Genomic DNA, 26,119 nt, shown 5'->3' on the forward strand with positions numbered 1-26,119 from the left:
GGAGATCCGTTGTCGTGTTTGTGTTGGTCGTGTCGATACGGGCCGCCCTCACGGCCGCGCCGCGCGCGGCGGCTGGCGGAAAGACAGCAGGCGTTCGAGCAGGCCCGAGCGGGCCGGCGCATCGAACGCACGCCCGCCGACTTCCACGCAGCGGCGGCGTGCAGCGCGTGTCAGGCAGCGGAAGACTTGTTCGCGCTGCCAGGCAGGCAGCGTCGAGAGCGCATCGGCGATGACGCGCCCGGAGGCGAGCGAGAGGGTGGCCGCGAAGGCGGCGGGGCCGTGGCTCTGCAGCAGTGCCTGCAGGACACGGGGACGGCGATGGGCCAGCGCGACGTGCAGCGCGCAGCCCAGGGTCTCACGGCGGTGCGAGAGGGCGAACATGACGAGGACTCCTGCGGCATCGGCGCGCAGGAGTCCTCACGCCCGGGTTCAGGCGAGTCGAGGCCTCCGGGGCAGCGCCGGATGCGGGTTCATTGAATGGATCGGAGGAATGGCGGGCGCGCGCGAGCGCCAACTAGGGTCTGGGTCCATGGTCTTCTCCTGGGCTCTCTCGAACCGGTTGATGCAACGGAAGCCCCGATGCATGGACGCGCGCGCAGCCACCGCCCGCGGGCCGGCCGAAGATCGCGAACGCGAGCTGGCCGACACCGGGCGGATGGGTCAGTGAACTGGACGTGAGGAGATGGGCGCGACACCAAGGCTCCATGGGGAGCCGGGGCATCGGCAAAGGGCTGAGGTCGGCGCGGCGACCGTCAACCCGGGGAGCGGGTGTTCAGGCGGCCGGGCAGGCGACAGCGGCCATCACGGCACGCTCTGCATCACTGCTGCAACAACTGGCACTGTCCACGCAAGGTGCTCCAAAAAACAAGATGCGCGGATTATTGCGATGCAGCAATGCGAGCGTCAACAAAAATTCACAACTGTTTTTGCTTTGTGGCCTATGCGATGCATCGGGCTGCAAGCGGCTCTGGCCGTGGCTTTGCGGGGCATGCCTATTTTTCAGGCAGCGGCTCCGGCCGGCTCGTCACCACCGCCGACGTGGCCGGTCGCGTCAGACCCAGCGCGCCTTCGAGCATGCGCATGATGGTCTCGCGCGCCAGGTCGAAGTCGGCCGGTTCCAGCGCCTTCTTGCCGAGCAGCATGCGCATCTGCCACGCGAAGTCGGCATAGGTCTGCGTCATGGCCCACAGCGTGAACAGCAGGTGCGCCACGGGCAGCGGCGCGGCGTGGCCGGTGCTCATCCAGCGATGCAGCACGGCGGCCTCGGCGCGGAATGCGGGCACCAGCTTGGCCTCGATGTCGTCGCCGCACTGCGGCGCTTGCGAGATGATTTCCTGCGCGAACAGGCGCGAGCCCGAGGGATGGTCGTACGAGAACTGCAGCTTCTGCGTGACGTAGCGCTCCAGCGCGGCATGCGGCTCCAGGTCGGCCGCGGCCAGGCTGTCGAGGTTGGACAGCCAGGAGTCGAGCACGTCGTTGAAGACGCGCCGGTACAGCGCCTTCTTCGAAGGAAAGTAGTACAGCAGGCTCTGCTTGGAGATGCCGGCCTCGGCCGCGATGTCGTCGATGGAGACACCGCCGTAGCCCTGCAGCGCGAAGCGCTCCTGCGCGACCGCGAGGATCGCGCTCTCGATGTTCTGACGGCGGGCCTGGCGCTTCACCGCGGGGGGGCGAACGGCGCTCATGGGTTCTTCATCCGCGCAAGAAAGCGAACCAGCCGCTCGTCGCCGCACTGCGTGACGTTGAAGCGGTACCACGCGAAGGGCTGTGGCGCGCTGCCGAAGTCGCTCGCCGCCGCGAGCGGCAGGCCCTGCTTTCGCGCCTCCTGCAGCACCGCGTCGGCGGAGGGCCTCGGCTCGCTGCCGGGCGACCAGCCGGCGCAGAGGAACGGGCCGCCGTCGGGCACGTGCAGCGCCTGCAGCCCGGCGCCCGTCAGCAGCGACAGCGTGCGCTCGCCCGCGATCTTCAGCGCGGTGTTGAGCTTCTGCAGGAAGCGCGGATAGCCCGCATCGGACAGCACCTCGCAGGCCACGCGCTCCTCGAACTCGCTCGGCCCCAGCGTGGTGTGCAGGCAGCGCAGCGCGGCGTCGTCGCACCAGCGTAGCGGCAGCAGCACATGGGCCAGCCGCAGCCTGGCCGACAGCGTGGTCGACACGCTGCCGATCTGCGCCACGCGCTGCAGCCCGTCCATCGCCGCGAGGCTCGGCGCCTGCAGCGGCGAAAGGCTTCGCCAGCTGTCGAGTTCGACCACGCGCAGGTCGTGCCGCTCGGCCGCCTGCAGCGCCTGGTGCGCACCCTGCGGATTCATGCAGATGCCGAGCGGGTTCGACACCGCCGTCGACACGAACAGCAGACGCCTGCGCGCTTCGCAGGGCAGTTGCGGCGCGAGGCCGTCGAGCGCCGCGATATCGAGGCAGCCGCCGCGCCGAGGCACTTCGAGGATGCGCCGGCCCAGCGTGAGGATCAGGTTGCGCAACTGGCGCGACGCGGGCGACTCGACCAGCACCGCGTCGCCCGGCTCTGTCCATGCCTGCAGCAGGCACATGGCGGCGCCAAGGCTGCCCGCGGCGGTCATGACCTGCTGCGGCACCAGCGCGGGCAGCTCGGTGCGATGGCGCGCCGCGATCAGTTCGCGCAGCCGCGTCAGGCCAAAGCCGGGGCGCGCGCCGCCGTCCCACTCGGGCGCTGTGCGCGCGACGCGGCGCATCGCTTCGCGCACCAGGTCGTCGCCGCGGTACTCGGGCGGAGGCGGCCGGTCATTGCCGGGGGAAGGGTCGGCGATGCGCGGCACCGCCTCGGGCTCGTCGGCCGCGCGCGCGGGCCGGTGCAGCACGTAGTAGCCGCTGCCCGGCCGCGAGGCCAGCACGGAGCGCGCACGCAGCGCGCTGTACGACTCGGTGACGGTGAAGGTGCTGATGCCCAGCTTGCCCGCCAGCGCGCGCACCGAAGGCATCTTGGTGCCGGGTGCGAGACGCCCGTCGCTCACCCGCAGTTCGACCCCCACCACCAGGCGTTGCGCCAGCCCGAGGCCGGGGGCGGCATCGTCCATCTCGCCCATCAGGCCTTGCATCCATCCGGCGCCGGCCTGTGCCGGCTTGAGCAACGCCGTGGCGTTGCCGCGTGAACCTTGCATCGCTGTGTCTCCTTGGGAACCCATGTGGCAACCATGCATGCGGCGGTGCAAGAAAGGGTTTGCCCTGTGGAACTGTGCTGGGCAGCGGACCAAACGGTGCGCCCGGCGGCGGCAAACACTTTCTCGCTTGCCGCTTCAACTGTGTATGGGCGGCACCCCTCGTTTGCTGAATCATCGCGACATTCGACCACTTGGTCAAACTTCACGAGGGCTCGATCCCTCGTGTCGAAACAGATCCCCACCACGATCCTGGAGCCTGAACGCCCATGAGCAGCACGATGAATCCCGTCGCTCCCACCGCACATCTCGCGTCAGATGTGCGGGCGGGCCGCCTCGACCCCGCGCAGTACGCCAAGAACTTCTGCGACGCCCATCCGCCATTGAACGTGGTGCAGGCCAACATCGAGGCCGAGCGCTGCTACTACTGCTACGACGCGCCGTGCCAGACGGCCTGCCCCACGGGCATCGACATTCCCACCTTCATCCGCCGCATCGCCGACGGCAACCTGCGCGGCGCCGCGCGCACCATCCTCGAAGAGAACCCACTGGGCGGCATGTGCGCCCGCGTCTGCCCCACCGAGGTGCTGTGCGAGCAGGCCTGCGTGCGCAACACCAACGAGAGCAAGCCGGTGGAAATCGGCCTGCTGCAGCGGCACGCGACCGATGCCTTCTTCGAGAAGCCCGGCACGCCGCTGTTCGTGCGCGCGGCCGACACCGGCCGGCGCGTGGCGGTGGTCGGCGCGGGCCCGGCCGGCCTGGCCTGCGCGCACCGGCTCGCGGTGCTGGGCCACCAGGTGGTGCTGTTCGATGCGCGGCCCAAGCTCGGCGGCCTCAACGAATACGGCCTGGCGAGCTACAAGACGGTGAACGGCTTCGCGCAGCGCGAGATCGAATGGCTGCTGTCGGTCGGCGGCATCGAGGTGCGCTGCAACCACGCGCTGGGCCGCGAGCTGCACCTGGATGCGCTGGCCGCCGAATACGACGCGGTGTTCCTCGGCCTCGGCCTGGCCGGCGTGAACGCGCTGGGCCTGGGCGAGCAGACCGGCGTGCGCGACGCGGTCGACTTCATCGCCGAGCTTCGGCAGGCCGCCTCGCCGGCCGACGTGGCCATCGGCCGGCATGTGGTGGTGATCGGCGGCGGCATGACTGCGGTCGATGCCGCGGTGCAGTCGCGCAAGCTGGGCGCGGAAGACGTGAGCATCGTCTACCGCCGCGGCCAGGAGAGCATGGGCGCCTCGGCCGACGAGCAGAGCTGGGCCAAGGAAAACGGCGTGCGCATCATCCACTGGGCCGCGCCCAAGGCCCTGCGCGCCAAGGGCGGCGTGCTGCGCGGCATCGACTTCGCGCGCACCGCGCTGGCCGGCGGCAAGCTGGTCGAGACCGGCGAAAGCCTCGCGCTGCAGGCCGACATGGTGCTGTGCGCCATCGGCCAGAGCTTCATTGCCACGGTGCTCGAGGACAGCGGCGTGCAGCTGCAGGGCGGGCGCATCAGCACCGACACCGAAGGCCGCAGTTCGCGGTCCAAGGTATGGGCCGGCGGCGACGCGCGCTTCGGCGGACGCGACCTCACGGTCGAGGCAGTGGAAGACGGCAAGCAGGCCGCGCTGTCCATCGACCGGCATCTGCGCGCGGCCTGACGCCGCGCTTGCCACCTCTTCTTCGCACCCTCTTTCATCCAGCGTCGCACATGGCCGCGACACACGGCCGCGACAGGAGCATTTCATGGCAGACCTGAGCATCGACTTCGTGGGCATCCGCAGCCCCAACCCTTTCTGGCTGGCTTCCGCGCCGCCGACCGACAAGGAGATCAACGTGGTGCGCGCCTTCGAGGCCGGCTGGGGCGGCGTGGTCTGGAAGACCGTGGGCGAAGACCCGAACGTGGTCAACGTGCACGGGCCGCGCTATGCCGTGTCCTATGCGGCCGACAGGCGCGTGACCGGCTTCAACAACATCGAGCTGATCTCCGACCGGCCGCTGCGCACCAACCTGGAGGAGATGACGCGCGTCAAGCGCAACTGGCCCGACCGCGCGCTGGTGGCCTCGGTGATGGTGCCCTGCACCGAAGAGTCGTGGAAGAACATCCTGCCGATGATCGAAGACACCGGCTGCGACGGGCTGGAGCTGAACTTCGGCTGCCCGCACGGCATGAGCGAGCGCGGCATGGGCGCGGCCGTTGGCCAGGTGCCGGAATACATCCAGATGGTGGCCGAGTGGTGCAAGCACTACTCGAAGCTGCCGCTCATCGTGAAGCTCACGCCCAACGTGGCCGACATCCGCCCCGCCGCGCGCGCCGCGAAGAAAGGCGGCGCCGACGCGGTGAGCCTGATCAACACCATCAACTCGATCATGGGCGTGGACCTGGACGCCATGGCCATGTTCCCCAACACCGGCGGCATGGGCTCGCACGGCGGCTACTGCGGCCCCGGCGCCAAGCCGATCGCGCTGCATATGGTGGCCGAGATCGCGCGCGATCCGCAGACCGCGGGGCTGCCCATCTCGGGCATCGGCGGCGTCTCGACCTGGCGCGACGCGGCGGAGTTCATCGCGCTGGGCAGCGGCTCGGTGCAGGTGTGCACCGCCGCCATGGTGTACGGCTTCAAGATCGTGCAGGACCTGTGCGACGGCCTTTCCAACTTCATGGACGAGAAGGGCTACCAGAACCTCGAGCAGCTGCGCGGCCGCGCCATCGGCAGCATCACCGACTGGAAGGAGCTCAACCTCAACCACGTCGACAAGGCCGTGATCCACCAGGACGCCTGCATCCAGTGCGGCCGCTGCCACGTGGTGTGCGAGGACACCTCGCACCAGGCCATCACCGCCACCAAGGACGGCATGCGCTACTTCGAGGTGAAGGAAGAAGAGTGCGTCGGCTGCAACCTGTGCGTGTCGATCTGCCCGGTGCCCGGCGCGCTGTCGATGCGCACCCTGAAGCCCGGCGAGGTGGACGCGCGCACCGGCCATCCGGTGGTGGCGCAGTACGCCAACTGGACCACGCACCCGAACAACCCGATGCGCGCCGACCAGCACGCCTGAGCAAGGACACGAACCCGGCGCAGACCGGGCGACGGCAGGAGGGGAACGACAACACGGCAAAGACCACAACACACGTTCAGGAGACAACCCACATGACGACCCCATCGCACGGCGGCGCGCCCGCCGCCAACCTCTGGAACGAAGACCTCGCGCCCACCACGCTGGCGCAGCGAACGTGGCGCTGGTACCACTTCGCGGCACTGTGGGTGGGCATGGTCATGTGCATTCCCGCCTACACGCTGGCGGCCAGCCTGATCGAGGGCGGCATGTCGTGGTCGCAGGCGGTGCTCACGGTGTTCCTGGGCAACGCGATCGTGCTGGTGCCGATGCTGCTGATCGGCCACGCCGGCGCGAAGTACGGCATTCCGTACGCGGTGATGGCGCGCGCGTCCTTCGGCACGCGCGGCGCGCGGCTACCGGCCCTGCTGCGCGCCATCGTGGCCTGCGGCTGGTACGGCATCCAGACCTGGTTCGGCGGCGAGATGATCTACACGCTGGTCGGCGTGCTCATGGGCCAGCCGCTGGGCGGTGACAAGCTGCCGATCCTCGGCATCAACGGCGCGCAACTCGTGTGCTTCCTGATCTTCTGGGCGATCCAGCTGTACTTCGTGGTGCACGGCATCGAGTCGATCCGCCGGCTGGAGACCTACACCGCGCCGCTGAAGATCATCGTGTGCATCGCCCTGCTCTACTGGGCGGTGCAGCGCGCGGGCGGCCTGGGGCCGATCTTCGAGCAGCCCTCGCAGTTCGAGCCCGGCGGCAAGAAGGCCGGGCTGTTCTGGGCGGTGTTCTGGCCGTCGCTCACGGCCATGGTGGGCTTCTGGGCCACGCTGGCGCTGAACATTCCCGACTTCACGCGCTTCTCGCGCTCGCAGCGCGACCAGGTGGTGGGCCAGGTGATCGGCCTGCCCGCGCCCATGGGCCTGCTCGCGATGATGGCGGTGATGGTCACCTCGGCCACGGTGGTGATCTACGGCAAGGCGCTGTGGGACCCGGTGGACCTGGCCAGCCGCATGACCGGCGCGGCGGTGCTGATCGCGCTGATCATCCTGCTGATCGACACGGTGAGCGTGAACCTGGCGGCCAACCTGGTGGGGCCGGCCTACGACTTCTCGGCCCTCAACCCGGAGAAGATCTCCTACCGCAAGGGCGGCTACATCACCGCCGGCATCGCCATCGTGATGATGCCGTGGAAGGTGCTGGAGACCACGCAGGGCTACATCTTCACCTGGCTCATCGGCTACTCGGCGCTGCTGGGGCCCGTGGCCGGCATCCTGATCGCCGACTACTACCTGGTGCGGCGCAAGGAACTGGACGTCGATGCGCTCTACCGCGGCACCGGCCAGTACGCCTACGGCAACGGCTGGAACATGGCGGCCATCGTGGCCTTCGTCGTCGGCGTGCTGCCCAACATTCCGGGCTTCCTGAACGCGGCGTTCCCGTCGGCCGTGCCGTCGATGCCCGAATTCTTCAAGACCATCTACACCTATGCATGGTTCGTCGGCGTGGTGCTGTCGGCCGTGGTGTATCTCGGCCTCATGAAGGCGCGCGCGCCGCAACTGCAGGGCGTGGCCGCGCCGCTCAAGAACCCCAGCTAGAAAAGGAACTCATGCCATGACCGTACTCATTCGCGGTGGCACGGTGGTCAACGCCGATGCCGAACAACGCGCAGACGTGCTCTGCGAAGGCGACAAGGTGGTGCAGGTCGGCGCCGGCCTGCAGGCGCCCGCCGGCGCGCAGGTGATCGACGCCGGCGGCGCCTACGTGATGCCCGGCGGCATCGATCCGCACACGCACATGCAGCTGCCCTTCATGGGCACGGTCGCGGCCGACGACTTCTTCACCGGCACCGCGGCGGGCCTGGCCGGCGGCACCACCAGCATCATCGACTTCGTGATTCCCGACCCGCAGCAGCCGCTGATGGACGCCTTCCGCATGTGGCGCGGCTGGTCGGAGAAGTCGGCCGGCGACTACAGCTTCCACGTGGCCGTGACCTGGTGGAGCGACAGCGTGCACAAGGACATGGGCGAGCTGGTGCACGAGCACGGCGTGAACAGCTTCAAGCACTTCATGGCCTACAAGAACGCGATCATGGCCGACGACGAGATCCTGGTGAAGAGCTTCCAGCGCGCGCTGGAACTCGGCGCCATGCCCACGGTGCACGCGGAGAACGGCGAGCTGGTCGCGATGCTGCAGCAGCAGTTGCTGGCGCAGGGCATCCGCGGGCCGGAGGGCCATCCGCTGTCGCGACCGCCGATGGTGGAGGCCGAGGCCGCCAACCGCGCCATCGCCATCGCCGACGTGCTGGGCGTGCCGATCTACGTGGTGCACGTGTCGTGCGGCGAGGCGCTGGAAGCCATCACCCGTGCCCGCGCGCGCGGCCAGCGGGTGTACGGCGAGGTACTGGCCGGCCACCTGGTGGTCGACGAAAGCGCCTACCGCGACCCCGACTTCACGCGCGCCGCCGCCCACGTGATGAGCCCGCCCTTCCGCTCGCGCGAGAACCAGGCCATGCTGTGGCGCGGCCTGCAGGGCGGCAACCTGCAGACCACCGCGACCGACCACTGCACCTTCTGCGCCCCGCAGAAGGCGGCCGGCCGCGACGACTTCACGAAGATTCCCAACGGCTGCGGCGGCGTGGAAGAGCGCATGGCCGTGCTGTGGGACGCAGGCGTCAACACCGGGCGGCTCACGCCCTCGGAGTTCGTGCGCGTCACCTCGACCAACGCGGCGCAGCTGTTCAACCTGTATCCGCGCAAGGGCGTGATCCAGCCCGGCGCCGATGCCGACATCGTGGTGTGGGACCCGAAGGCCACCAAGACGCTGTCGGTGAAGACGCAGCACTCGAAGAGCGACTTCAACATCTTCGAAGGCCGCGAAGTCATGGGCGTGCCCAAGCACACACTGAGCGCTGGCCGCTGGGTCTGGCGCGACGGCGACCTGCGCGCCGAGCCCGGCACCGGCCGCTACCTCAAGCGCCCGGCCTTCGCACCGATGTTCACCGCGCTGGAACGCTTCAAGCACCAGCATGCGCCCACGGCCGTGGCGCGCTGAATCCCCAAGGAGTCTTCGACATGAATGCAGTAGTGGAAAAGCAGGTGCTCAAGATCAACGGCGAGCGCCTGTGGAACTCGCTGATGGAGCTGGCGTGCATCGGCGCCACGCCCAAGGGCGGCGTCAAGCGGCTGGCGCTGACCGATCTCGACAAGCAGGGGCGCGACCTCGTGGTGTCGTGGGGCAAGGAGGCGGGGCTATCGATCACGGTCGACAAGATCGGCAACGTCTTCATGCGCCGCGAGGGCACCAACCCCGCGCTGCCGCCCATCGTGTCGGGCAGCCACATCGACACCCAGCCGACCGGCGGCAAGTTCGACGGCAACTATGGCGTGCTCTCTGCGCTGGAGGTGGTGCGCACGCTGAACGACCAGGGCATCCGCACCGAGGCACCCATCGAGGTCGCGTTCTGGACCAACGAGGAAGGCTCGCGCTTCGTGCCGGTGATGATGGGCTCGGGCGTGTTCTGCGGCGCCTTCAGCCTTGAGCACGCCTACGCCGCGAAGGACACCGAAGGCAAGACGGTGCGCGAGGAACTGGAGCGCATCGGCTACGTCGGCCCGCAGACGCCGGGCGACCACCCCATCGGCGCCTACTTCGAGGCCCACATCGAGCAGGGCCCGGTGCTGGAAGACGCGGGCAAGGTGATCGGCGTGGTGCCCGCGGTGCTGGGGCTGTCGTGGTACGACTGCGTGGTCACCGGCATGGAAGCCCATGCGGGGCCGACGCCGATGCACCTGCGCCGCGACGCGCTGCAGGTGGCGACGCGGATCATGCAGGAGGTGGTGGCCATCGCCTACAGCTACCAGCCGTACGGCCGGGGCACGGTCGGCATGGTGCAGGTGCACCCGAACAGCCGCAACGTGATTCCGGGGCAGGTGAAGTTCTCCATCGACCTGCGCAACGTGAACGACGAGCTGCTCGACCGCATGCACGCGGAGATCCTCGCGTTCGTGGAACGCACGGCCCGCGAGACCGGGCTGGGCGTGACCATCGAGCGGGTGTCGTACATACCGCCCTGCCCGTTCCACCCCGACTGCGTGGACGCGGTGCGGCGCGCGACCGAAGTGCTGGGCTACTCGACGATGGACGTGGTGTCGGGCGCGGGCCACGACGCGATCTACGCGGCGCGGCTGGCGCCGGCCGGCATGATCTTCGTGCCCTGCAAGGACGGCATCAGCCACAACGAGATAGAAGACGCGCAGCCCGACCACCTGACGGCCGGCTGCAACGTGCTGCTGCACGCGATGCTGGAAAGAGCGAAACGCGTGGACTGAAGCGTGGACTGACGCTTCTTACTGGTACGCCGCCAGCTCCTGCTTGGCGATGGCGTTGCGGTGTACCTCGTCGGGGCCGTCGGCCACGCGCAGGTGGCGCTCGTAGGCGTAGAAGTGGGTGAGCAGCGTATCCTGGCTCAGGCCCATCGCGCCGAAGGCCTGCATGGCCCAGTCGATCACCTTCACGCAGTTGTTGGGCGTGAGCACCTTGATCATCGCGATTTCCTTCGCGGCGACTTTGTTGCCCACGGTGTCCATGCGGTAGGCGGCGTTGAGCACCATCCAGCGAGACTGCTCGATGAGCATGCGCGACTCGGCAATGCGTTCGCGCCACACGCCCTGCTCCGACAGCGGCTTGTGGAAGGCGGTGCGCGACACCAGCCGCTGGCACATCATCTCCAGCGCCGACTCGGCCATGCCGATGGCGCGCATGCAGTGGTGGATGCGGCCCGGGCCGAGACGGCCCTGCGCGATCTCGAAGCCGCGGCCTTCGCCCAGCAGGATGTTCTCGACCGGCACGCGAACGTTGTCGAACACGATCTCGGGGTGGCCGAAGGGCGGGTCGTACATGCCGAGCAGCTGCATGTCGCGCACGATGGTCACGCCGGGCGTGTTCTTCGGCACCAGGATCATCGACTGCTGTTTGTGGCGGTCGGCGTTGTCGGGGTCGGTCTTGCCCATGAGCACGAAGATTTCGCAGCGCTCGTGCATGGCGCCGGTGATGTACCACTTGCGGCCGTTGATGACGTATTCGTCGCCTTCGCGGCGGATGCTGCAGCGGATGTTGGTGGCGTCGCTCGAGGCGACCTCGGGCTCGGTCATCGCGAACGAGGAACGGATTTCGCCCGCGAGCAGCGGCTTCAGCCAGCGCTCCTGCTGGGCCTTGGTGCCGTAGCGCGCCAGCACTTCCATGTTGCCGGTGTCGGGTGCGGAGCAGTTGAATATCTCGGCGCACCAGTAGCGCCGGCCCATGATCTCGCACAGCGGCGCGTATTCGACGTTGGTCAGGCCCGGGCCGTGTTCGGCCTCGGGCAGGAACAGGTTCCACAGCCCGCGCTCGCGCGCCTTGGCCTTGAGGCCGGCCATCATCGGCAGTTCGGCATAAGGGCGGCCCGCGCGTGCATTGGCGGCCAGCTCTTCCTCGCGGCGCTTTTCGTTCGGATAGACGAACTCGTCCATGAACTTGAGCAACTCGTCGCGCAGCGCGATCACCTTGGGTGTGAATTCGAAATGCATGGTGCGTCCTTCAACAAAGTGCGTTCGAAGTTAAGCGGCGCACCGGGTTTCGCACGGTCCTTCGCGCGACAGCCGCGCGGTGCCGCTGTCACCTGTGTGCCAGCGGCCGGCCGGCGCGAGAATGGCGGCCCATGAACACCCAGAACAACGAGACCCCGCAAAAACCGGCTGCCGCGCGCCCCGTGCGCAACGCGGCCACGCTCATCGTGCTGCGCGACGGCGCGCGCGGCCTCGAGGTGCTGATGCTGCGCCGCGCCGAGAAGGCCAACGACCAGAACAGCGGCGCCAGCGTGTTCCCTGGCGGCGTGATCGATGCGCACGACCGCGGCCTGCACGGCCACTGCAGCGGCATGGACGACAAGACGGCGAGCGAGCGCCTCGCGGTGCCCGAGGGCGGGCTCGACTACTACGCAGCGGCGATCCGCGAATGCTTCGAGGAAGCCGGCCTGCTGTTCGCGACGGACAAGGCGAGCCAGGGCCGGCTGGTGGCGCTCGACGGCATGCCGGCCGAACGGCTCTCGGCCATGCGCCACGCGGCGGAGCAAGGCACCGACGCGCTGCTCTCAATGTGCGAGAGCCACGGCTGGCAGCTCGCGGCCGACCGGCTCGCCTACTTCACGCACTGGCTCACGCCGCCGGGCATGCCGCGCCGCTTCGATACCCGCTTCTTTTTGGCATCGATGCCCGATGCGCAGACGGTGCGCCCCGACGGGCGCGAGACGGTCGAGCACATGTGGCTGCAACCGGCCGAGGCCGTCGCCCCGGTGCGCGGGCTCAAGCTGATGAACGTGACGCGGCGCATCCTCGAGCAGCTCGCGCAGTTCCGCAGCGTGCAGGAGCTCATGGACCATGCGCGCGGGCTGAAGCACATTCCGCGCGTCATGCCCCGGCTCGCGGATGGCCCCAAGGGACGGCGGCCGGTGAACATGGAAGAGCCCGCGTACGACGAAGTCGGCCGCGTCGACCCCGACGGCGAAGGCGGCGGGCGCTATGCGCACGAAGCCGGGCTGGCGATGCGGCTGTCGGCGCGGGTCTGGCGGGTCACCGGGCCGGCCGATGCATCGGGCGCGCTGCCGCACAGCTATTTCGCGGGCGTCGAGGGCGGCGACTGCGTGCTGATCGACCCCTCGCCCGCGAGCCCCGCGCACATCGCGGCGCTGCGCGATGCAGCGCCCGGCCAGGTGCGATGGATCTGGTCGACGCTGGCGCGCCCGCTGGAAGACGCAGCGCGCGAAGCCTGGCCCGAGGCGTCCGCCGTGCAGCCTGCGGCGGGCGAACGGCTCGACCTTGGCGGCGCCACGCTGCATGTGCTGAACGGCGAGGAGGGCCCGCAGTTCCTGCTGGCCGAAGACAGCACGCTGTTCACCGGGGTGGCCGCCACCGCTGTCGGCACCGCCGACTGGATCGCACCGCGCCACGGATTCCTGCGCCGCCACGCCAAACCGTCAATGCCGTAAGAATTCCGTGGCATGCATCGTGCAAGATCGCACCATGCTTCCCCTGTCTCCCGACGCGCTGCGCCAGCGGCTGCGGTCCTTTGCTTCCCGCGCGCAGCCCGTGCGCATCCTGCTCACGCTCGGCAGCCTCATGGCGCTGTGCGGCTTCACCGGCCATCCCGACGCGGTGATCCCCCTGTTCCTCGGCGCCATTGCCAGCGCGCTCGCCGAAACCGACGACAGCTGGCGCGGCCGGCTGCGCGCGCAGGTGGTCACGCTGGCCTGCTTCGCGGCCATCGCGTTCGCGGTCGAGGCGCTGTTCGGCCTGCCGTGGCTGTTCATCACCGCGTTCGCGCTCGCGGCCTTCTGCCTCACGATGCTGGGCGCGGTGGAGGCGCGCTACAAGGCCATCGCGTACGCGACGCTGATCCTCGCGATGTACGCCACGCTCGGCATCGAGAACATGGCCTCGCACGGCACGGCGGCCCTGCGGGGGCGCGAACCGTTGCTGCTGCTGGCGGGCGCGGCCTGGTACGGCGTGTTCTCGGTGCTCTGGTGCGCGATTTTTCCGGCGCAGCCGGTGCAGGCGCGGCTGGTGACGCTGTTCACGGTGCTGGGCAACTACGTGCGCTTCAAGGCCTCGCTCTTCGAGCCGCTGCGCGGCATCGACATCGAGCGCAAGCGGCTCGCGCTCGCGCAGCTCAATGCCGAGGTGGTGAGCGAACTCAACGCGGCCAAGGAAAGCATCTTCCGACGCATCGGCGCGCGGGCGCCGACCGGGCGCATCTCGCGCTATCGCGGCCTCTACCTGATCGCGCAGGACGTGCACGAGCGCGCCAGCTCGTCGCACGACGACTACAACGCGCTGGCCGACGCCTTCTTCCACAGCGACCTGCTCTACCGCTGCCAGCGCGTGCTGGGCCTGCAGGGACTTGCGTGCCTGCGGCTGTCGGAATCGATCGCGCGGCGCGAGCCCTTCGACACCGGCACCGAGACCGTGCAGGCCCTGGCCGACCTGCGCAGCGCCATCGAGCACGAGCGGGCCCGGGCCGTGACGCCCGAGCGGCTGGTGCTGCTCGCATCGGTGGAGGCGCTGGCGCGCAACCTCGCGCAGCTCGACGGGCAACTGGCGGGCGCGAGCCAGCCTTCGGCGCGCGCCGGCCGAACCGAGATGGGTTTGTTCGACCGCTCGCCGCGTTCCTGGCGCGACGCCGTGGAGCGGGTGCGGCGGCAGCTCACGGTGCGCTCGCCGCTCTTTCGCCATGCGCTGCGGCTGTCGATCGCGCTGGTGGCGGGTTATGGCGTCATGCAGGTCATCCATCCGGCGCAGGGCTACTGGATATTGCTGACCACGCTGTTCGTCTGCCAGCAGACTTACGGCGACACCATCGCGCGCATGGGCCAGCGCATCGCGGGCACGGCGCTGGGCGTGGTGGCGGGCTGGGCGCTGCTGCAGCTGTTTCCGCAGCCGCTGGTGCAATCGGTGATCGCGGTGGCGGCGGGCGTGGTGTTCTTCGCGACCCGCGCCACGCGCTACCTGCTGGCCACCGCGTCGATGACGCTGCTGGTGCTGATGTGCTTCAACCAGGTGGGCGACAGCGGCGTGCTGCTGGTGCCGCGGCTGGTCGACACCGCCATCGGCAGCGCGATCGCCGGGCTGGCGGTGCTGCTGGTGCTGCCGCACTGGCAGGCCCGACGCATCAACGAACTGGCGGCCACGGCCATGCGCGGCCATGCGGGCTACCTGCGGCAGATCGTCGAGCAGTACCGCACCGGCGCGCGCGACCACCTCGACTACCGGCTGGCCCGGCGCAACGACCACAACGCCGACGCGGCGCTGTCCACCGCGGTGTCCGACATGTTCCGCGAGCCGGGCTACGTGCGGCCCCGCGCGGGCGTGGCGCTGCGCTTTCTGATCCGCTCGCACACGCTGCTGAGCTATCTGTCGGCGCTGGGCGCGCACCGCGCGGCGCTGCCCGACTCGGCGCAGATGGCGGTGCTGCGCGGCGCGGCCGAAGGCGCCGTCGCGGCGCTCGAAGCGCTGGCGGCGGGCCTGGAAAGCGGCTCGGTGGACGGTCCGCGCGACACCGCGGCCGAGCTGGCGGCACGTTCGGCGCTGGCCCAGGCGACCGCCGCCGGCGGCGAATCGGACCCGCAGGCGCGAACTTTCCATACAGAGATGGCTCTGATCTGGCTGCAGATCGACGCCTTGCGCACCCATGCAAGCGAGTGGCTGCAGCCCGAGGGCAGCGAAACGCCGACCGCGCCTGCCTGAGCGAGCATCCGTGCGATCAGGTCGGTTGAAAGTGGCCGCGCCGGACAGCCCCTGGCGCGGCAGGTAAAATTACCCCTTCATGTACCGCTGGTTTGCCGCTACTGTCCTTGCCATCATGTTGTCCTGCTACGGCTTTGCCGTGCTTGCCCACAACATGATCGGTGCCGGCCATTCGCATGCCCAGCAGGCGCAGTCCTCGCAAACCACCCTGACCTCCAAGACGCTCGTCGCCGCCACGTCGCTGGCCGACGAAGCCCTTTCTGACGGCCAAACACTGGTCGCCGATGCCGATTCGGCATCGGACGATGCCAATTCGCTCGATGAAGCCGGCTCCGAGCACGCCGAGCTGGTCGACGCCCGCAACGACATCCCTCTGCCGCTCCTTCTTTCGGAGCAGCCACCCAAGCTCGGCCTGACCACCACGGTCTCGCCGTTCCTCGCCCGGCCCAAGCGGCCACCCCGCGCAGCGTCCTTCGTCGCCTGAGGCCGCAAGGCCCAGCGTGACCGGGAGCCGCCACGGCTCCCGCCTCCCCGATCCGGGCCAGCCGGCCATTCGGCGGCACCCCGCATCGCCCAGACAGCAATTTCGTTTTTTCCGGCCGTTCGCCGCTGCGCACGCCAATTCGCCCCGCAAGGCGCCGGCCGCTCAACAAGCATCAAGGACTCATCACAATGAACAACAGCTCTCCCGTCTACGCCAGCCTCGACCTGCCGCTGGCCTCCCCCCAGGAACGCAACCGCGTCCTGCGCAACACCTATTGGCTGCTCGCGCTGTCGATGGTGCCCACCGTGCTCGGCGCCTGGATCGGCGTTTCCACCGGTTTCTCGCGCGCGATGTCGCCGGGCATCGGCCTGATGGTGTTCCTCGGCGGCGCCTTCGGCTTCATGTACGCCATCGAGAAAACCAAGGAATCGGCCGCCGGCGTGCCGGTGCTGCTGGCCTTCACCTTCTTCATGGGCCTGATGCTGTCGCGCCTGGTCGGCACGGTGCTCGGCCTGCAGAACGGCGCCAGCCTGGTCATGACGGCCTTTGCCGGCACCGGCGCGATCTTCCTGGGCATGGCGACGCTGTCGTCGGTCATCAAGCGCGACCTGTCGGGCATGGGCAAGTGGCTCTTCATCGGCGCCATCCTGCTGCTGGTGGCGGGCATCGCCAACTTCTTCCTGAAGTCGAGCGCGCTGATGATGACGCTGTCGGTGCTGGCCATCGGCATCTTCTCGGCCTTCATCCTGCACGACCTCAAGCGTGTGAAGGACGGCCTGGAGACCAACTACATCTCCGCCACGCTGGGCGTGTACCTCAGCATCTACAACGTGTTCCAGTCGCTGCTGGCCCTTCTGGGCATTGCCGGCGGCCGGGACGAGTAACAGCTCCCAGTAAGGAAGGAACTCTCATGCGCCTCACCACCAAAGGCCGCTTCGCGGTCACGGCGATGATCGACATCGCCCTGCACGGACGTTCGGGCCCGGTCACGCTGGCGTCGATCAGCATGCGCCAGCGCGTCTCGCTGTCCTACCTGGAGTTGCTGTTCGGCAAGCTGCGCCGCAACGACCTGGTCGAATCGACACGGGGCCCGGGCGGCGGGTATTCTCTGAGCCGCAAGGCAGCGGATATTTCCGTTGCCGACATCGTCCTCTCGATCGAGGAACACGATGCGGAATCCACCCGCCAGCGCGGCGCCGACGTGCCTGGCGAACCCGGCCGCTGCGAAATCGACGAACTCTGGGCCACCGTGAACCTGCGGGCGGTCGAGTTCCTCAAGTCGATCTCGCTGCAAAGCCTGGTCGACGAACAAAAGGCCAAGGGCGTTCAAGCCGCCGCGCGGACCGACAGCCGGCGCACGCCGGCCGGCCAGCCGGCCACGCGCAAGCCTTTCGTCGTCGACGCGCCGAACTCGGTGTTCGCACTGGGACGGCGCCAGCAAAGCGCCAGCTAGCTCCAAGCCAGCCACCGCCATAGCGGCCCATGCGGCAGGGCCCGCCGCCACGGATCGACGTGGCGGCGGGCCTTTGCCTGCATGGGCTTTTTGTCGTTGGTTTCAACCTTTGGAAGCTCAAGGAATCCTTCATGTTGCGACGCAACACGAGCGGCACAATGCACCAACATTGTGCAAATAACACCCGCGCGACCCGGACGACTTCGGCTCGCGCCGCACCGCGTTTCTCAACGGCCATGACCTCCAAGTTCCTGTTTCCCCTCTCGCTGCTTTCCGTGATCGTGCTCGCCGCATGCGGCGCCAAGCAGCCTCCCGCCGCCGAGACTCCGCCGCCCGAAGTCGGCGTGGTGACGCTGCACGCGTCCGACGTGCCGGTGCGCACCGAACTGGCGGGCCGTACGGCCGCGTTCCGGGTGTCCGAAGTGCGCCCGCAGGTCAACGGCATCGTGCGCAAGCGTCTGTTCGAGGAAGGCAGCATGGTCCGTGCGGGCCAGGTGCTGTACGAGATCGAACCCGGTCCGTTCGAGGCCGCGCACGAGCAGGCACGGGCCGCGCTCGCCACCTCGCAGGCCAGCATCGCGAGCCTGCGCGGCAAGGCCTCGCGCTTCGGCGAACTGATCAAGGCCAACGCGGTGAGCCGCCAGGAGCATGAAGAAGCACAGGCCGCACTGGTTCAGGCCGAAGCCGGCGTGAAGGCCGCGCAGGCGGCGGTGAAGGCGGCGCGCATCAACCTCGGCTTCACCCGCATCACCGCGCCCATCGCGGGGCGCATCGGACGCTCCAGCGTGACAGAAGGCGCGCTGGTGGTGCCGGGCCAGACGGCGGCGCTGGCCACCATCCAGCGGCTGGACCCGATCTACGTCGACGTGGTGCAGTCGAGCCTGGAGCTGACGCGCCTCAAGCGCCGCTTCATCTCTGGCGACATGGCGCCCGCCAGCACGCAGGTCGGCCTGCGCATGGAAGACGGCCTGCCCTATTCGCACACCGGCACCCTGAAGTTCTCCGAGGTCGCGGTCGATCCGGCCACGGGCTCGGTCACGCTGCGCGCGGAGTTCCCGAATCCGCAGGGGCTGCTGCTGCCCGGCATGTACGTGCGCGCGCAGGTCGAGTCCGGCGTGGAGCGGCAGGCCATCCTCGCGCCGCAGCGCGGCGTGGCACGCAACGAGAAGGGCGAGCCCACGGCGCTGGTGGTCGGCGCGGGCGACAAGGTCGAGCTGCGTGCGCTCGAATTGCGCACCACCTCGGGCGACCAGTGGATCGTGAGCAAGGGCCTGCGCGAAGGCGACCGCCTGGTGGTCGACGGGCTGCAGCGCGCCCACCCCGGAGACAAGGTCAAGCCCGTGCCGGTGACGGCAGCGCCTGCCGCCACGGCTTCTTCCGCAGATTGAGCAACACGACGTGATCGCGAATTTCTTCATCCACCGGCCCGTGTTCGCATGGGTCATCGCCATCCTCATCATGCTGGCGGGCGGCGTGGCCATCCGCACGCTGCCGGTGTCGCAGTACCCGGACATCGCGCCGCCCACCGTCGTCGTCTCTGCCAACTACCCCGGCGCGTCGGCGCAGGCGGTGGAGAACAGCGTGACGCAGGTGCTCGAGCAGCAGCTCAAGGGCATCGACGGCCTGCTGTACTTCAAGTCGACCAGCAGTTCGGCCGGCTACGCCGACATCAGCGTCACCTTCCGCCAGGGCATCGACCCCGACACCGCCCAGGTGCAGGTGCAGAACAAGGTCAGCCAGGCCACCAGCCGGCTGCCGCAGGCGGTTCAGCAGCAGGGCGTGACGGTCTACAAGTCGCAGAACAACTTCCTGCTGATCGTGGCGCTCTACGACGAGACCGACCGCCGCACCGACACCGACGTGGCCGACTGGATGGCCAGCAACCTGCGCGACCCGGTGAGCCGCGTCGACGGCGTGGGTTCGGTGCAGGCCTTCGGCGCGGCGTATGCGATGCGCATCTGGCTCGACCCGCACCGGCTGGCGAGCTACCAGCTGATGCCTTCGGACATCACCGCCGCCATCACCGCCCAGAACACGCAGGTGTCGGTCGGAGAGATCGGCGCACGGCCCTCGCCCGCCGGCCAGCAGCTCAACGCGACCGTGACCGCGCTCTCGCGCCTGCAGACGCCCGAGCAGTTCCGCGGCATCGTGCTCAAGACCCAGGCCGACGGCGCCGTGGTGCGGCTGGGCGACGTGGCGCGCGTGGAAATCGGCAACGAGTCTTACGCCGAGACCACGCGCCTGAACGGCCACCCCGCCGCCGGCGCGGCCATCATGCTGGCGCCCGGCGCCAATGCGCTGACCACCGCCAAGGCGGTGAAGGCGCGCATCGCCGAGATGGAGCCTTCGCTGCCTCCGGGCCTGCGCGTGGCTTATGCGGAAGACACCACGCGCTTCGTGAAGATCTCGATCCAGTCGGTGCTCAAGACGCTGCTGGAGGCCATCGCGCTGGTGGTGGTCGTGATGTACCTGTTCCTGCAGAACTGGCGCGCCACGGTGATCCCGGCCATCACCGTGCCGGTGGTGCTGCTGGGCACCTTCGGCGTGCTCGCGGCCTTCGGCTACTCGATCAACGTACTCACGCTGTTCGGCATGGTGCTGGCCATCGGCTTGCTGGTGGACGACGCCATCGTGGTGGTGGAGAACGTCGAGCGCGTCATGCACGAGGAAGGGCTCGACGCGAAAGCCGCCACCATCAAGTCGATGAAGGAGATCACCGGCGCGCTGATCGGCATTGCCCTGGTGGTGTCGGCGGTGTTCCTGCCGATGACCTTCTTCGGCGGCTCGGTGGGCGTGATCTACCGGCAGTTCTCGGTGACGATCATCGCGTCGATGGCGCTGTCGGTGGTGGTGGCCATCGTGCTGATTCCGGCGCTGTGCGCGCGCTTCCTGAAGCCGGGCGTGCCGCCGCGCACGCGCGGCTTCCTGGGTGCGTTCAACCGGCGCTTCGACGCGGCGCAGGGCCGCTACGTGGGCCTGCTCGGACGCATCCTGCGCAAGCCGCTGCGCTTCACCGCCGTGTACGCCGCCATCGTGGCGGGCATGGGCCTGCTGTACCTGGGCCTGCCCGGCGGCTTCCTGCCGGAGGAAGACCAGGGCAGCGTGATGGTGCAGGTCTCGCTGCCGGCCGGCGCCACGCAGGGCCGCACCGACGCGGTGAACCGGGCGGTGGAAAAGCACTTTCTCGAAACCGAGAAGGACACCACCGACACCATCTTCACGCTGGCGGGCTGGAGCTATGCCGGCTCCGGGCAGCACACGGGCATGGCCTTCGTCTCGCTCAAGGACTGGTCGGAGCGCAAGGACCCGCAAAAGCGCGCGCAGGCCATCGTCGAACGCGCGAGCGCGGCGCTGTCGAAGCAGCAGCGCGACGCCGAGGTCTACGGCATGGTGCCGCCGCCCATCGAAGGCCTGGGACAGTCCAACGGCTTCGAGTTCTGGCTGCAGGACACCTCCGGCATGGGCGCCGACAAGCTGGTGCAAAAGCGCGAGGCGCTGGTGCGCGACGCCAACAAGGACAAGCGCCTGCAATCGGTGCGCGCCAACAGCATCGCCAACACGCCGCAGCTGCAGGTCGACATCGACCAGGTCAAGGCATCGGCCCTGCGGCTGTCGCTGGACGACGTGAACACCACGCTGGGCATTGCCTGGGGCGGCAACTACGTCAACGACTTCATCGACCGCGGGCGCGTGAAGCGCGTATACGTGCAGGCCGACGCGCCATACCGCTCGGCCCCCGAGGACATGGGCCAATGGTTCGTGCGCGGCAGCACCGGCGCGATGACGCCGTTCTCGGCCTTCGCCACCACGCGATGGTCGCAGGGGGCGTCGCAACTGGAGCGCTACAACGGCCTGCCCGCGGTGCAGATCCAGGGCACGGCCGCGCACGGCACGAGTTCCGGCACGGCGATGTCGGCGGTCGAAGCCGTCGCCAGGAAGCAGACCGGCACGGGCCACGCATGGAGCGGGTTGTCTTACCAGGAGCGCCTGTCGGGCGGGCAGGCGCCGCTGCTGTTCGCGGTGTCGATCCTGGTGGTGTTCCTGTGCCTGGCCGCGCTGTACGAGAGCTGGTCGGTGCCCTTCTCGGTGATGCTGGTGATTCCGCTGGGCGTGCTGGGCGCGGTGATTGCCGCGTCGCTGCGCGGGCTGTCGAACGACATCTACTTCCAGGTCGGCCTGCTCGCGACCATCGGGCTGTCGGCCAAGAACGCGATCCTGATCATCGAGTTCGCGGAGGCGGCACTGCGACGCGGCGTGCCGCTCCTCGACGCGGTGGCCGAGGGCGCGCGCCTGCGGCTGCGGCCGATCCTGATGACCTCGCTGGCCTTCCTGGCCGGCGTGGTGCCGCTGGCGCTGGCCACCGGCGCGGGCTCCGCGAGCCAGGTGGCCATCGGCACCGGCGTGTTCGGCGGCGTGCTGGCCGCGACGGCGCTGGGGATCTTCTTCGTGCCGCTGTTCTATCTGCTGGTGAAGCGGCTGGCGGCGCGCTGGGGCGGCAGCAGGCTAGGGGCGGAACGGGCCGCCTGAGCCTGCCCGAGGCCCTGGTACAGCGCCCCGGCCGGGCGCTGTACCTATAATTTCTGACTACTCCGCTCCCGCGCCACAGATCAGCCGCCGCCACATCTCAGCCACGACGGGAGTTTCCTGTTCCACACCGGCTGAGGTGTACCGTGCTCGAGCGCTACTACAGAGAACTGTTGCGGTATTTCACCCGCAAGGCCGGCGACGGCGACACCGCCGCGGACGTCGTGCAAGAGGCCTATGCCCGCGTGCTCATTCACCAGGACGGCGGCGGCACGGTCCTCGAGCCCCGCGCCTTCCTCTACCAGACCGGACGCAACGTGCTCGCCAACCAGGCCGCGCGCCGCGCCGCCGAAACCCGCATGCTCGACACGCTCGCGCTGGTGAGCGACCACAGCGCGCCGTCCGTTGAGCGGCACGTCGGCGCGCGGCAGCAGCTCGACCGGCTGGTGGCGCTGCTCGAAGACATGCCGCGCAAACGCCGCAACGCCTTCATCCTCGTGCGCATCCACGGCCTGAGCTACGCCCAGACCGCCGCCCACATGGAAATCAGCGAGAAGGCCGTGGAGCGCCACATGACACGCGCCCTGCTCGACTGCGCCGGCTACGGGCCGGCCGGGGACTGAAAAAAAAGAAGAAAAAGACATGGCCTCCCGCACCGCCCCCCTGCTCAGAGACGAAGAACGCCGCGCGCCGCGCGCGCTGGTGGAACACGCGCTGACGCTCATCGGCCGCATCCACCGCGGCAGCCCCGAAGCCGCGCACGCCGCCGAGGCCGAACTGAGCCGCTGGCGCGCGCTATCCCCCGGCAACGCCGAAGCCACGGCCACCGCGCAGCGCATCTGGAACGCGGCAGACGCAGGCGCCCTGCGCGACCAGCTGCCGCTGCCGCCCTCCGCCGCGCAGGAACGCCAGTCGCGCCGCCGCGTCGTCGGCATGCTGGGCGTGGCCGGTTTTGCCGCGCTGGCCGGTGCGGGCGGGCGCTGGTACTGGCAACGCCCGGTCTACGAGGCCGCGCCGCAGACCGGCCAGGCGCAACTGCTGTCGCATGCGCTGCCCGACGGCAGCATGCTCGACCTCGCGGCCAACACAGCGCTGCAAGTCGTGCTCTACCGCGACCGGCGCACCGTGCGCCTGGTTCGCGGCGAGGCGCGCTTCGCCGTGGCACACGACGCCGACCGCCCCTTCACCGTGGAGACCGACTGGGGCCGCGTGCGCGTGCTGGGCACCGTCTTCACGGTATCTGTTCGCGATGGCCGCATGCGGCTGACCGTGGCCGAAGGCCGGGTGGCGGTGTGGGCCCACGGCCAGGCCGACGCGCCGCCCTCCACCATCCTGCAGGCGGGCGAAGCCATCGAGGCCGACGCGAACGGCCTGGGCCCGCGCAGCAGCGTCGACATCGGCGAGGTGGCCGACTGGAAACAGGGCTGGCTGGTGTTCCGCAACACACGGCTGCCCGAGGCCGTCGCACGCTGGAACGACTACCTGCGCCAGCCTCTTCGGCTGGCGGACGACGACGCGCTGCGCGAGATGCGCGTCACGGGCACTTACCAGTTGCGCGATCCGCAGGCGTTTCTGAGCGGGCTGGGCGTGATGCTGCCGGTGCGCACGGCGCGCGCGGCCGACGGCGCGACGGAGATCGCACGCCGGCCTTGACTCCCCTCCTCGCCCGGCCTTTCGAAAAATTTTCGAGTTTTTTTGTGGGGTACGAGGCCTCGAGCTTGTCTTCTGTTCGAAACCCATCTCCAGGACCTTCGAACATGACCCAGCAGCACCACGGCGCGCAACGCTTCCGCGCCGATTCCTTTCCCCTTGCGGCGCTCGCCTGCGCCGTCGCTTCAGCCTTGCTCGTGATGGGCGGCACGGCGCATGCGCAGGAGGCGAGCGCGTCGCCGCCGTCGGCGCCCACGGCCGTTTCTTTGTCGCTGCCCTCGCAGCCCCTGGCACAGGCCCTGGGCGTGCTCTCGCGGCAGTACGGCACCGCCATCGGCGGCGAGAGCTCGCTGCTCGAAGGCCGCACCGCGCCCGCCGTGCGTGGCACCGTCACGCTGCAGCAGGCGCTCGAGCGCGTGCTCGCGGGCAGCGGCCTCACCGTCGTGCGCAGCGGCGCCTCGGGCTTCACCGTGATCCGTGCCGCCGCGGCAGGCACCACCACCCTGGCCCCGGTCACGGTGACGGCCGACGCCGAGGAAACCGCGACCGCCCACATGCCGGGCTACATCGCGCGGCGCAACACCACCGGCAGCAAGACCGACACGCCCATCATCGAGACGCCGCAGTCGATCTCGGTGGTGACGGCCGACTTCATCGAGGCGACCGGTGCCACGCGGCTGAAGGAAGCGCTGGCCTATACGCCGGGCATCAACGTGTCGCCGTGGGGAGCGGACTCGCGCTTCGACTGGACCATCCTGCGCGGCTTCGACGCGCAGGCACCCGGCTACTACCTCGACGGGCTGCAGCTGCGCAACAACAACGGCTGGGCCATCTGGCAGACCGAGAGCTACGGGACCGAGCGGGTCGAGGTGCTGCGCGGCCCCAGCTCGGTGCTGTACGGACAGAACGGGCCGGGCGGCATGATCAACGTTGTCAGCAAGCGCCCCACCGAGGAACCGCTGCACGAGCTGCAGGTGCAGTTCGGCGACAACGCGCGCCGGCAGATCGCGGGCGATTTCTCGGGCCCGCTGGATGCAGAGGGCAAGGTGCTCTACCGCCTCACGGGGCTGGTGCGCGACGCAAAGCTGCCGGCCAGCGGCCTGCCGAACGACCGCACATTCCTCGCGCCCGCGCTCACCTGGAAGCCCTCCGGCGACACCACGCTCACGGTGCTGTCGCACTACCTGCGCGTTCGCGACGGCAGCTCGTACGGCAGCTTTCCCGAAGTGGGCACGCTGCTGCCCAACCCCAACGGCCGGTTCTCGCCCAAGACCTATGTCGGAGACCCCAACTTCGACCGCTTCAACCAGGACCAGTGGATGCTCGGCTACCTGCTCGAGCACCGCCTGAACGACACCTTCACTTTCCGCCAGAACGCGCGCATCGGCTCGAACAAGGTCGACTACGGGCAGGTCTTCAACCAGCCGAACTTCGTCACCGTCGACCCCGACAACGCCGACAGCCCGGCCAACTATCGGGTGCTGAGCCGCTTCCCCTTCGCGAGCAAGGAAAAGTCGCGCATCGCCTCCATCGACAACCAGCTGCAGGCCAGGCTGCACTGGGGCGACTGGCAGCACACGCTGCTGTTCGGGCTCGACTACCAGCGCTCGCGCAACGACCAGCGCACGTCCAACAGCGGCACGGTGCCCGACATCGACGGCTACCTGCCGGTGCACGAAGGCTTCGTGACCACCGCCGACCCGTGGTTCGACGCGCGCACCACGCTGTCGCAGACCGGCTTCTACATGCAGGACCAGATCAAGTGGGGCGACTGGGTCGCCACGCTGGGCGGGCGTTACGACAGCGCCAGGGCCGTGTCGTACAGCCACATCGACGGCAGCACCACGCGCGTTTCTGACCACAAGTTCACCAGCCGCGCGGGGCTGGTCTACCTGCACCCGAGCGGATGGGCGCCGTACTTCAGCTACTCCGAATCGTTCTCGCCCACGGTCACCATCGATCCGCAGACGCAGCAGCCGCTGAAGCCCGAGACGGGCCGGCAGTACGAGGTGGGCGTGCGCTACCAGCCGGCGGGCCGCAAGGACAAATACAGCGCCGCCGTCTTCGACCTGCGCCGCCAGAACTACATCACCTACGACGCCGACTTCGTGCCCAAGCAGACCGGCGAGATCCTGGTGCGCGGGCTGGAGCTGGAAGCATCGTTCGAGCCGATGCCGCGCATGAACGTCACGGCCGCCTACACCTACACGCCGAAAGCCGTCGTCACCGCCAGCAGCACGGCGAGCGACATCGGCAAGCAGATGCAGGCGGTGTCGCGCAACCAGCTGTCGGTGTGGGCCGACTATCGCTTTTCCAACGGCGTGAAGACGGGTCTGGGCGTGCGCTTCATGGGATCGAACCGGGGCTACCAGGAAAGCACGAAGGTGCCGGTGCCGTCATACGCGGTGTTCGACGCGCTGGTGGGCTACGACTTCGAGCGCTGGAACCTCGCGCTCAACCTGCGCAACCTGGGGAACAAGACCTATGTGGCGAACTGCAGTTCAGGCAGCTGCTACTACGGCGAGCCACGCAAGGTGCTGGTGACGGCGACCTACCGCTGGTAA

At 69.0% G+C, this 26,119-nt stretch carries 19 protein-coding genes; 15 read left to right on the forward strand and 4 right to left on the reverse strand.

From position 1 onward, the window contains the following. Positions 1-48 precede the first annotated feature (48 nt). The 3 genes from L3V85_RS27540 to L3V85_RS27550 form a co-directional block, all read right to left on the reverse strand. The gene (locus tag L3V85_RS27540) at positions 49-381 is read right to left on the reverse strand and encodes a hypothetical protein (protein WP_237675831.1); all 333 of its coding nucleotides are present in this window, start codon (positions 379-381) and stop codon (positions 49-51) included. Between the two features lie 611 nt (positions 382-992). Beyond that, positions 993-1,685 carry a TetR family transcriptional regulator C-terminal domain-containing protein gene (locus L3V85_RS27545; protein WP_237675832.1) on the reverse strand — a complete coding sequence of 231 codons (693 nt, stop codon included), beginning with the start codon at positions 1,683-1,685 and terminating at the stop codon, positions 993-995. Next, entirely contained in the window at positions 1,682-3,133 is a 1,452-nt protein-coding gene (locus tag L3V85_RS27550) for a PLP-dependent aminotransferase family protein (protein WP_237675833.1), read from the reverse strand. Before L3V85_RS27550 ends, L3V85_RS27545 begins: the two co-directional genes overlap by 4 nt. A 278-nt stretch (positions 3,134-3,411) precedes the next feature. On the opposite strand from L3V85_RS27550, the gene L3V85_RS27555 reads away from it, so the two are divergent. The 5 genes from L3V85_RS27555 to L3V85_RS27575 all read left to right on the forward strand — a co-directional run bounded on the left by L3V85_RS27555 (position 3,412) and on the right by L3V85_RS27575 (position 10,497). Then, positions 3,412-4,770 (forward strand): NAD(P)-dependent oxidoreductase, encoded by a 1,359-nt coding sequence (locus tag L3V85_RS27555; RefSeq protein ID WP_237675834.1) that lies wholly within the window; start codon positions 3,412-3,414, stop codon positions 4,768-4,770. A gap of 85 nt (positions 4,771-4,855) precedes the next feature. Then, positions 4,856-6,166 carry an NAD-dependent dihydropyrimidine dehydrogenase subunit PreA gene (preA, locus tag L3V85_RS27560; RefSeq protein ID WP_237675835.1) on the forward strand — a complete coding sequence of 437 codons (1,311 nt, stop codon included), beginning with the start codon at positions 4,856-4,858 and terminating at the stop codon, positions 6,164-6,166. A 92-nt stretch (positions 6,167-6,258) separates the two neighbouring features. Beyond that, the gene (locus tag L3V85_RS27565; RefSeq protein ID WP_237675836.1) at positions 6,259-7,764 is read left to right on the forward strand and encodes an NCS1 family nucleobase:cation symporter-1; all 1,506 of its coding nucleotides are present in this window, start codon (positions 6,259-6,261) and stop codon (positions 7,762-7,764) included. A gap of 16 nt (positions 7,765-7,780) precedes the next feature. After that, positions 7,781-9,220, forward strand: coding sequence for a dihydropyrimidinase (gene hydA, locus L3V85_RS27570; RefSeq protein WP_237675837.1), 1,440 nt, complete (start codon positions 7,781-7,783; stop codon positions 9,218-9,220). A gap of 20 nt (positions 9,221-9,240) precedes the next feature. Beyond that, positions 9,241-10,497: a Zn-dependent hydrolase gene (locus L3V85_RS27575; protein WP_272934170.1), complete on the forward strand. Its 1,257-nt coding sequence runs from the start codon at positions 9,241-9,243 to the stop codon at positions 10,495-10,497. 18 nt (positions 10,498-10,515) lie between these two features. Here the strand turns inward: L3V85_RS27575 and L3V85_RS27580 are convergent, their stop codons facing one another. After that, positions 10,516-11,733 (reverse strand): acyl-CoA dehydrogenase family protein, encoded by a 1,218-nt coding sequence (locus L3V85_RS27580; protein ID WP_237675838.1) that lies wholly within the window; start codon positions 11,731-11,733, stop codon positions 10,516-10,518. Between the two features lie 131 nt (positions 11,734-11,864). On the opposite strand from L3V85_RS27580, the gene L3V85_RS27585 reads away from it, so the two are divergent. From L3V85_RS27585 to L3V85_RS27630, 10 genes are all read left to right on the forward strand, one after another. Next, positions 11,865-13,190 carry an NUDIX domain-containing protein gene (locus L3V85_RS27585; protein WP_237675839.1) on the forward strand — a complete coding sequence of 442 codons (1,326 nt, stop codon included), beginning with the start codon at positions 11,865-11,867 and terminating at the stop codon, positions 13,188-13,190. A 34-nt stretch (positions 13,191-13,224) separates the two neighbouring features. Continuing rightward, positions 13,225-15,444, forward strand: a complete 2,220-nt coding sequence (gene yccS / locus L3V85_RS27590) for a YccS family putative transporter (RefSeq protein WP_237675840.1) — start codon at positions 13,225-13,227, stop codon at positions 15,442-15,444. A 79-nt stretch (positions 15,445-15,523) separates the two neighbouring features. Beyond that, the gene (locus L3V85_RS27595; protein ID WP_237675841.1) at positions 15,524-15,928 is read left to right on the forward strand and encodes a hypothetical protein; all 405 of its coding nucleotides are present in this window, start codon (positions 15,524-15,526) and stop codon (positions 15,926-15,928) included. 188 nt (positions 15,929-16,116) lie between these two features. Beyond that, positions 16,117-16,812, forward strand: a complete 696-nt coding sequence (locus L3V85_RS27600; RefSeq protein WP_237675842.1) for a Bax inhibitor-1/YccA family protein — start codon at positions 16,117-16,119, stop codon at positions 16,810-16,812. A gap of 26 nt (positions 16,813-16,838) precedes the next feature. Next, positions 16,839-17,381 carry an Rrf2 family transcriptional regulator gene (locus tag L3V85_RS27605; protein ID WP_237675843.1) on the forward strand — a complete coding sequence of 181 codons (543 nt, stop codon included), beginning with the start codon at positions 16,839-16,841 and terminating at the stop codon, positions 17,379-17,381. A gap of 236 nt (positions 17,382-17,617) precedes the next feature. Next, entirely contained in the window at positions 17,618-18,769 is a 1,152-nt protein-coding gene (locus L3V85_RS27610; protein WP_237675844.1) for an efflux RND transporter periplasmic adaptor subunit, read from the forward strand. A 10-nt stretch (positions 18,770-18,779) separates the two neighbouring features. Further along, entirely contained in the window at positions 18,780-21,908 is a 3,129-nt protein-coding gene (locus L3V85_RS27615; RefSeq protein ID WP_272934173.1) for an efflux RND transporter permease subunit, read from the forward strand. Positions 21,909-22,051: 143 nt separating this feature from the next. Then, positions 22,052-22,528 carry an RNA polymerase sigma factor gene (locus tag L3V85_RS27620; RefSeq protein WP_272934175.1) on the forward strand — a complete coding sequence of 159 codons (477 nt, stop codon included), beginning with the start codon at positions 22,052-22,054 and terminating at the stop codon, positions 22,526-22,528. A gap of 19 nt (positions 22,529-22,547) precedes the next feature. Then, complete coding sequence (locus tag L3V85_RS27625; protein WP_237675846.1) at positions 22,548-23,558, forward strand: FecR family protein; 1,011 nt, start codon at positions 22,548-22,550, stop codon at positions 23,556-23,558. Between the two features lie 104 nt (positions 23,559-23,662). Continuing rightward, on the forward strand, positions 23,663-26,119 hold the full coding sequence (locus L3V85_RS27630) for a TonB-dependent siderophore receptor (RefSeq protein ID WP_237675847.1): 2,457 nt from the start codon (positions 23,663-23,665) through the stop codon (positions 26,117-26,119).

Source organism: Variovorax paradoxus (genome assembly GCF_022009635.1).
Classification (GTDB): domain Bacteria; phylum Pseudomonadota; class Gammaproteobacteria; order Burkholderiales; family Burkholderiaceae_C; genus Variovorax.

Coding starts and splice junctions, on each gene's coding strand:
- L3V85_RS27540 (WP_237675831.1), bottom strand. CDS start 381: ATGTTCGCCCTCTCGCACCGCCGTGAGACCCTGGGCTGCGCGCTGCAC.
- L3V85_RS27545 (WP_237675832.1), bottom strand. CDS start 1,685: ATGAGCGCCGTTCGCCCCCCCGCGGTGAAGCGCCAGGCCCGCCGTCAG.
- L3V85_RS27550 (WP_237675833.1), bottom strand. CDS start 3,133: ATGCAAGGTTCACGCGGCAACGCCACGGCGTTGCTCAAGCCGGCACAG.
- L3V85_RS27555 (WP_237675834.1), top strand. CDS start 3,412: ATGAATCCCGTCGCTCCCACCGCACATCTCGCGTCAGATGTGCGGGCG.
- preA (WP_237675835.1), top strand. CDS start 4,856: ATGGCAGACCTGAGCATCGACTTCGTGGGCATCCGCAGCCCCAACCCT.
- L3V85_RS27565 (WP_237675836.1), top strand. CDS start 6,259: ATGACGACCCCATCGCACGGCGGCGCGCCCGCCGCCAACCTCTGGAAC.
- hydA (WP_237675837.1), top strand. CDS start 7,781: ATGACCGTACTCATTCGCGGTGGCACGGTGGTCAACGCCGATGCCGAA.
- L3V85_RS27575 (WP_272934170.1), top strand. CDS start 9,241: ATGAATGCAGTAGTGGAAAAGCAGGTGCTCAAGATCAACGGCGAGCGC.
- L3V85_RS27580 (WP_237675838.1), bottom strand. CDS start 11,733: ATGCATTTCGAATTCACACCCAAGGTGATCGCGCTGCGCGACGAGTTG.
- L3V85_RS27585 (WP_237675839.1), top strand. CDS start 11,865: ATGAACACCCAGAACAACGAGACCCCGCAAAAACCGGCTGCCGCGCGC.
- yccS (WP_237675840.1), top strand. CDS start 13,225: ATGCTTCCCCTGTCTCCCGACGCGCTGCGCCAGCGGCTGCGGTCCTTT.
- L3V85_RS27595 (WP_237675841.1), top strand. CDS start 15,524: ATGTACCGCTGGTTTGCCGCTACTGTCCTTGCCATCATGTTGTCCTGC.
- L3V85_RS27600 (WP_237675842.1), top strand. CDS start 16,117: ATGAACAACAGCTCTCCCGTCTACGCCAGCCTCGACCTGCCGCTGGCC.
- L3V85_RS27605 (WP_237675843.1), top strand. CDS start 16,839: ATGCGCCTCACCACCAAAGGCCGCTTCGCGGTCACGGCGATGATCGAC.
- L3V85_RS27610 (WP_237675844.1), top strand. CDS start 17,618: ATGACCTCCAAGTTCCTGTTTCCCCTCTCGCTGCTTTCCGTGATCGTG.
- L3V85_RS27625 (WP_237675846.1), top strand. CDS start 22,548: ATGGCCTCCCGCACCGCCCCCCTGCTCAGAGACGAAGAACGCCGCGCG.
- L3V85_RS27630 (WP_237675847.1), top strand. CDS start 23,663: ATGACCCAGCAGCACCACGGCGCGCAACGCTTCCGCGCCGATTCCTTT.